Origin of the sequence: Terriglobus sp. YAF25 (assembly GCF_052113305.1) — a bacterium.
In the GTDB taxonomy this organism is placed as follows: Bacteria; Acidobacteriota; Terriglobia; order Terriglobales; family Acidobacteriaceae; genus Terriglobus.
Map to the genome: position 1 here is coordinate 1 of NZ_JBFRCY010000202.1, position 7,171 is coordinate 7,171.

A 7,171-nucleotide genomic window follows, 5' to 3' on the forward strand; every position below is an offset into this window, starting at 1 on the left:
CCAACAGCTCCATCAATCCGCTTCTCGGACCAGGGAAGGCGACTGGCTTCTTCGAGGGCAACCACACGCAGGTTCTTAACCAGGCCATCGGTGTGGGGCTGGCGTGGGGTATCTCTATCGTCGGAACACTCATCCTGCTCTTCATTGTTGATAAGCTGATTGGTCTGCGGGTTTCGCCGGAAGATGAGGCGATTGGCCTTGACCTGTCGCAACACGGAGAAGAGGGCTACCACGCAGAGGCTTCGGCGCACTAAGCACGCGCCGCACGGAAAAAGGACTGAAACGATGCTGAAGATTGAAGCGGTGATTCAACCCGGAAAACTGGATGCAGTAAAAGACGCTCTGGTCGAGATTGGCGTGCAGGGAATGACTATCCTGGAAGCACGCGGCCACGGCCGCCAGAAGGGCCACACGGAGTTCTATCGCGGTCGCGAATACTCCGTGGACCTGCTCCCAAAGATTAAGATCGAAACCGTTGTTGCTGACGATATTGCCGAGAAGGCGATTAATGCCATCATTGCGGCCGCCCAGACCGGCAAGATCGGCGATGGCAAGATCTTCGTCTCTCGCGTGGACGAGGTGATCCGGATTCGTAATGAAGAACGCGGCGAGATTGCCATCTAACTCCTTCCACAATATTCCCCTCTCTTCGCTGTATGCTGGAGCTTCACACACGGCATACAGCGAATGTCTTTAAAGTCACAGCCCGCAAGTAAGGTCACATCTCCGGTGCGCGAGATTTACGAGCATCAGATGGAGACAGTCCGGCAGGTCTTTGAAAAGTTGCCCGACGGATCGCGGATGGTTGCCGCCCGGTCGATTGCCGTCGACGAAGTCATACGAGGGTTATGGCAATCCACCGGCCTGGGAGATGCTGCTGCACTGATTGCGATTGGTGGCTATGGTCGTCAGGAGCTCTATCCCTGCTCGGATGTCGACCTGTTGGTCCTGCTGAATGACGCCAGACCGGCCAAGGCATTGACCGATGGGGTGCGGACCCTCTCGCAGCAGATGTGGGACTGCGGCATTCGTCTGGCTCCGGTAACACGGTCCTTACTGGAATGCGAACGGTTCGACCCGACTAATGTCGAGTTTGCCATCGCCATGCTCGATCATCGTTTTCTTACGGGCAGCCAGGAACTCTACGCAGCACTCAGTGAGAGGCTGTTGCCGCGTCTTCTGGCAAAGGAAAGCACTGGGCTTCTGGCCCAACTGCAGCAGATGACCGCAGAGCGCCATACCCGTTACGGCAATACACTCTTTCATCTCGAACCCAATATCAAGGAATGCCCGGGCGGCCTTCGTGATGCGCATGTCTGCGGCTGGCTGCCCCAGATTCTCAAGCTGGCGGCAGATGGCAAGGGGAAGCCCGTACCCGAGTTTCCGATCGCGGACGATGCCGAATTTTCTGAAGCGGTTGACTTTCTGAAGACCGTGCGGGCGTACCTGCACTACCGTCATGACCGGGATGACAACGTATTGGACTGGCAGGCTCAGGATGGCGCCGCCTCCGCCCGCATCGGTCTCAGCGGACGAGGGAAGGCAGATGCTGCTTACTGGATGCGGAACTATTTCCGCCATGCACGCAGCATTGAGCGCCGTACGTTGCAATTGCTCGATGAGATTCCGCAGAAGAAGAGCCTCGCGGCGCGTGCATTCGGTCTAAAGCCCGGCGGGAAGCAGGCGCCCCTCGGCTTTCGTGTGGAGCGGGGGATTGTCCTTCTCGACAAGGCAGAAAAGGGGATGGACCCCGCGCATGAGATGGAGACGGTGCTCGCTATCTTTGAAGCGATCGCCGCCCAGGGTCTGCGCCTCAGCCGCAATGCGGAGATGYGTCTTGCGGATGCGCTCCCGATGCTCTCTTCCAGCCTTGAAGATGGGCCCGCGCTGTGGAGGCACCTAAGCGCCATCCTGACCGGTCCATTTGCCGGCCAGGCTCTGCGTACCATGCATGCCCTGGGCATCCTGGAACTGATGTTGCCGGAGTTTCACGGTATCGACGCCCTGGTGATTCGTGATGCCTACCATCGGTATACCGTGGATGAGCACACCTTCCTTCTGATTGACACCCTGCATGGCCTGCCGCGGGTCGTGGAAGGTCCACTGGCGGACTGGGCAAGGAAGTTCGGCATCATCCGCGATGAGATCGAGCACACCGCACTGCTGTATCTGGCAGCGTTGCTGCACGATACCGGCAAAGGACGCAGCGGCGACGACCATGCGGTCGAGAGTTCGCGCATGGCGCAAAGCGTCTGCTCACGCCTGGAGTTCGATTTGCATGAGACCGGCCTGGTCCTGTCGCTCATCCGGAATCATCTGGAGATGTCGAATGCTCTCCGCCGCGATATCTTTGACTTGGAGACGGTGCGCATCTTTGCCTCCAAGGTGCAGACACATGAGCAGCTCCGCATGCTGGTTGTCTTCACCTACGCTGACATCAATGCCGTCCATCCTGATGCGTTGACTCCATGGAAGGCCGAGAACCTGTGGCGGTTGTATATGGCAACCTCCAACTATCTGGATCGCAGCGTGGATGAAGATCGTGTGGACACGAAGATGGAGCGTGAGCTCGTCCGCCGTGTCACCGCACTGCAGCCCGCCAAGGCCGAATCTATCCGTGAGTTTCTTGATGGATTTCCCCAGCGTTACCTGCACACAAGGACTCCGGACGAGATCCGCGTGCACTTTCAGATGGCGGAGAAAGCTCAGGACGGTTCCATTCAGCTCAGTCTTCAGCAGAGCAGCGCTGACTGGGAGATAACGCTGATCGCCAAAGACCGTCCGATGCTCTTTGCAGCCATGACAGGCGCTCTCACGGGCTGGGGCATGAACATTGTGACCGCGGACGCTTTCTCGGACGCCAGCGGTATCGTCGTCGACAGTTTTCACTTTACCGATAGCTTTCGGACCCTGGAGCTCAATCCCAGCGAGCGTGAGCCGTTCCTGGAGAGCGTGCGGAAGGTAGCCGGCGGAGAGATTCCTCTGGAGAAGTTTCTTGCCGGCAGGCGCCGCACCAGGAGACGTGCGCCGTTGGTCACCGTAGAGACGGCTATCAGTTTCGACGACATCGCCTCCACGCACTGCACACTGCTGCAGGTGGTCGCGCAGGATGTCCCAGGCCTGCTTCATGCGCTCAGTGAGGCTCTGGCCACGTTTGGCTGCAGCATTGAGGTTGCATTGATCGATACCGAGGGAGATACCGCCATCGACGTGTTTTATCTGACGCAAGAAGGGGGCAAGCTCAGCCAGACCGATCAGGCCCAGCTGAAGGAAACGTTGCTCAAGGCGGTCAGGGATAATGCGAGCTAGGCACTTCAGTATCCTTGCGCTGTTTTGCATTTCGTTAACAGTCTGGGGGCAGAACCAGCAGTGCACCGTCTCCAGCTTTGAGGGGGAAGTCTCGTTTGGCCAGCCCTATCGTCATGCGATCAACAGCGATCTGGAGCTCGTACTCGACCCGTTGCCTTCTGGGTGGCTATTGCGTGTGCTGCCGATAGGCAAACCTCGTCCGCAGCATGACTATGCCGAACTTGCGACGCCCCCGTATCAGTCGGTAACAGCGTTGGCCGTCTCGACGGACTTCAGCTTTCGAGCCCAGGATGCGATTGCCTGGAATCCACGCAACTTCCGTTTTGTTACAGCGTCTGATGCTTTCAACAGGCTCGTAATGGCTTATAACAATTACATCGGGGCTCAGGATTCTGTTTCACGTCGTTCGGCAGAAGGGCGGTTGACGTCCTTGGTGCAGCAGACGCAGTCCGGAGAACTTCGTATTCTGGACGCCAGGATCGTTGCAGGCACGGCAGATCAGGCTGGCTTGGCGGCAATGGTCGCCTCGCATCTGAGTGAAACCGCCCATTCAGTGGTAGCTACACACGGTGAAACGGTTTCTCCCTTGGGGCGCATTACATGGTTTCGATTCCGAATATCGCTCAGGCTGCCGGAAAAGAGCACAGGAAATACGGTGTTCTGCAGATAAAACAGGCAACATCTCGGGTTCCACAGGCATCATGACAGATAGGGAAGATTCCGGCTGGTTCCACATCCGCGTAATCCGTTCTATATATTGAGAGTATGAGCACTCCGGCGCAGGAAACCTCGAGCAATGGTCGCCCGATGAACGGGCCCGAAAAGAATGATCGCTATCTCTTTGGCAGCTTGGACAGCTTTGGCAAGAATCGCGAAAAGCTGGAAGAGGTGTCCTGGGGCTACGATCAGCCAGAGGGCGTCGTTTTGGCCTCTATGGACGCGGCCATTAACTGGGTTCGAAAGAATTCGGTGTGGCCTATGACCTTTGGTCTGGCTTGCTGTGCGATCGAGATGATGTCCATGGGCGGCTCGCGGTATGACATCGCGCGTTTTGGCGCTGAGGTCTTCCGTCCTTCACCGCGGCAAAGCGATTTGATGGTGATCGCAGGCCGTGTCTCCCAGAAGATGGCTCCCGTGATTCGCCGCTTGTATGAGCAGATGCCAGAGCCAAAGTGGGTTATCTCGATGGGCGCGTGCGCAACCTCGGGAGGCGTCTTCAACAACTACGCACTGATGCAGGGCGTAAACCAGGTTATTCCGGTTGACGTCTACGTGCCTGGGTGCCCACCCCGTCCAGAACAGCTCATCTATGCCATCACCTTATTGCAGGAAAAGATTCAAAAGGAGAGGGGAACGTTGAAGAAAGCGTTGAACCTTGCCTGAGAAACTCGTTTCATGGGGTAAAAATCCCGTAAAACGGGGTAGTAAGTTGAGTACCGCCCGGAATTTGTAGCTGAACCGAAACTCAGGTGCGCTACACTTTTGAGGGAATTCGTAAGCCACTGAGTCTGTAAGCATTTGAGCTCAGAGCACAACATGTAAGTATTCGCGGAGGAAATAAATGTTCGAACGCCCAGTTCGCAGTTTCGGTAGACTTCTACTCGCTGCCTGCGCCGTCAGCCTTGGGGTCACCGGGCTGCAAGCGCAGACGGCTCCGGCGGCCCCGTCGGAACCCAACCCGTCGCGCGCTGATATTTTCCTGGGATACTCGTACTTCGGTACGCATAGCCCCATCAAGCCTGCCAACATCCAGTACAGCTCCATCGACCTTGGTGCGATCGGTAGCGGTGCCTATTACTTCAATAAGTATGTTGGCGGCGAAGTTGTTTTCGCGGCCCATCCGGATGGTAAGAACGATTCTCTCTATACCATTTCAGCCGGTCCGATCTTCCGTTATCCCGCCCAGAACTTTACCGTCTTCGCACACGGCCTGGTTGGTGGTGCGAAACTCGGCGGCCCGAACACTATTGCGGGCTACAACCCGACAATGTGGGGCACTGCTTTGACGGCCGGCGGCGGTATGGACTATGACACGCCGCTGTTCAATCACAAGCTGGGCATTCGCCTCTTCCAGGCGGACTACCAATACATTCACGACAACTTTGGTCCCGCGAACCCCGGCGGCGGAGTGGTCGGTGGACGCGCGAATATCAGCGCTGCTCAGTTGAGCAGCGGTCTCCTGTGGCACATTGGCAGCATCATTCCGCCGCCTCCTGTGACCTACTCCTGCGTTGCGTCGCCTGCGACTGTCTTCCCGGGTGATCCCGTCACGGTGACCGGCACTGCCGCAAACCTGAACCCGAAGAAGACCGCGACCTATAGCTGGACCTCTGATGCCGGCTCTGTTTCCGGTACTTCCAGCACCGCGAACGTTGACACCAAGTCGCTGAACCCTGGCAGCTATACCGTCAAGGGTCATGTGGAAGAGGGCAAGAAGGTCGGTCAGTTTGCCGACTGCTCGGCTCCGTTCACGGTCAAGGCCTTCGAGCCGCCGACCATCAGCTGCTCGGCCAGCCCATCCAGCCTTCGCCCGGGTGAGTCTGCGACGATCACTGCAAACGGTGTTAGCCCGCAGAACCGTCCTCTGACCTACAGCTATAGCTCGACCTCCGGTTCGGTCTCCGGCAACGGAACCTCCGCTACCCTGAGCACCGCCGGCGCTGCGCCTGGCACCGTTACCGTCACCTGCAACGTAGTTGACGATAAGGGCCAGACCGCATCGGCCACTACCTCGGTCAGCGTTGTTGCTCCGCCGCCGCCACCGGCTCCGAAGACCTCGAGCCTCTGCACGGTCAACTTCGAGCGCGATAAGAAGCGTCCGTCCCGTGTTGACAACGAGGGCAAGGCCTGCCTCGACGACGTCGCTCTGAACCTGCAGCGCTCGTCCGATGCCAAGGTTGCTCTGGCCGGCTCCGCTGACAGCAAGGAGAAGCATGGCGATACGGTATCTTCTGAGCGTGCTCTTAACGCCAAGGAGTACCTGGTGAAGGACAAGGGTATCGACGCTTCCCGCGTTGCCACCTATACCTCCACCACCGAAGGCAAGACCGTCACCACCACTCTGATCCCTGCTGGCGCTACCTTCAGCACCAGCGGTCTGACGGAAGTGATCTGGTGTCTTCATGGCTGCACGCCGTGACATGGTTCCCGTTCGGTCCGGATGGGGGTTCGGCCCGCGCCTTCGCGGAAGATCCACACGATCATAAGCATGTATATCTGGGAACAGCCATCGGCTGGATGTACGACAGCCATGACGGCGGTCGGACATGGAAGCGCCTTGCGCGTCTGGGAAATCGCGATGATCTGGTGATCGACAATATTGTGGTCGATGCCGCGGAGCCCAACGTGCTCTATGCCGGCGCATGGGTGCTCGGTAGTACGGATGGTGCTTTCTATATCAGCCGCGATGCCGGCATGACATGGGTGGAATCGCCCTCAATGCATGGTCAGTCGATTCGGTCTCTTTCGGAGTCGCCGTCGTCTCCCAAGACATTAGTTGCCGGAACGCTCGATGGTATCTTCCGGAGCTCCGATGGTGGACAGCATTGGACGCTGATCAGCCCAGCGGGCAGTACCGAGATTCATGAGGTCGAGTCCATTGCGATCGATCCGAAGGATCCCAAGACGATTTATGCAGGAACCTGGCATCTGCCTTGGAAGACAACCGATGGCGGGGTGAATTGGAAGAACATCAAGGACGGAATGATCGATGATTCCGACGTCTTTTCCATTATCGTCCATCCGAAAACTCCTGAGATTGTCTATGCCAGCGCATGTTCCGGTATCTACAAGAGCCGGAATGGCGGCGACACCTTTGACAAAATTCAGGGAATTCCGTCGACGGCTCGCCGTACTCGAGTTC

The 7,171-nt window shown here is 57.6% G+C and carries 5 protein-coding genes and 2 pseudogenes; all 7 read left to right on the forward strand.

From position 1 onward, the window contains the following. A pseudogene (locus tag AB4043_RS10415) lies at positions 1-254 on the forward strand (ammonium transporter); the annotation flags it as partial. Between the two features lie 31 nt (positions 255-285). Then, complete coding sequence (locus AB4043_RS10420; RefSeq protein ID WP_442299778.1) at positions 286-624, forward strand: P-II family nitrogen regulator; 339 nt, start codon at positions 286-288, stop codon at positions 622-624. Positions 625-687: 63 nt separating this feature from the next. Then, a complete protein-coding gene (gene glnD / locus AB4043_RS10425) occupies positions 688-3,309 on the forward strand; it encodes a [protein-PII] uridylyltransferase (RefSeq protein WP_442307006.1) in 2,622 nt (873 codons plus the stop codon). Positions 3,310-3,484: 175 nt separating this feature from the next. Further along, entirely contained in the window at positions 3,485-3,979 is a 495-nt protein-coding gene (locus AB4043_RS10430; protein WP_442307007.1) for a hypothetical protein, read from the forward strand. Positions 3,980-4,074: 95 nt separating this feature from the next. Continuing rightward, entirely contained in the window at positions 4,075-4,692 is a 618-nt protein-coding gene (locus AB4043_RS10435; RefSeq protein ID WP_442299775.1) for an NADH-quinone oxidoreductase subunit B, read from the forward strand. Between the two features lie 178 nt (positions 4,693-4,870). Further along, complete coding sequence (locus tag AB4043_RS10440; RefSeq protein ID WP_442307008.1) at positions 4,871-6,448, forward strand: OmpA family protein; 1,578 nt, start codon at positions 4,871-4,873, stop codon at positions 6,446-6,448. Then, positions 6,424-7,171, forward strand: a pseudogene (locus AB4043_RS10445) (hypothetical protein); the annotation flags it as partial. The gene AB4043_RS10440 and the pseudogene AB4043_RS10445, both read left to right, overlap by 25 nt.

Bases quoted from the DNA above. Each gene is read 5' to 3' on its own strand.
- AB4043_RS10420 (WP_442299778.1), top strand. From the start codon at position 286: ATGCTGAAGATTGAAGCGGTGATTCAACCCGGAAAACTGGATGCAGTA.
- AB4043_RS10435 (WP_442299775.1), top strand. From the start codon at position 4,075: ATGAGCACTCCGGCGCAGGAAACCTCGAGCAATGGTCGCCCGATGAAC.
- AB4043_RS10440 (WP_442307008.1), top strand. From the start codon at position 4,871: ATGTTCGAACGCCCAGTTCGCAGTTTCGGTAGACTTCTACTCGCTGCC.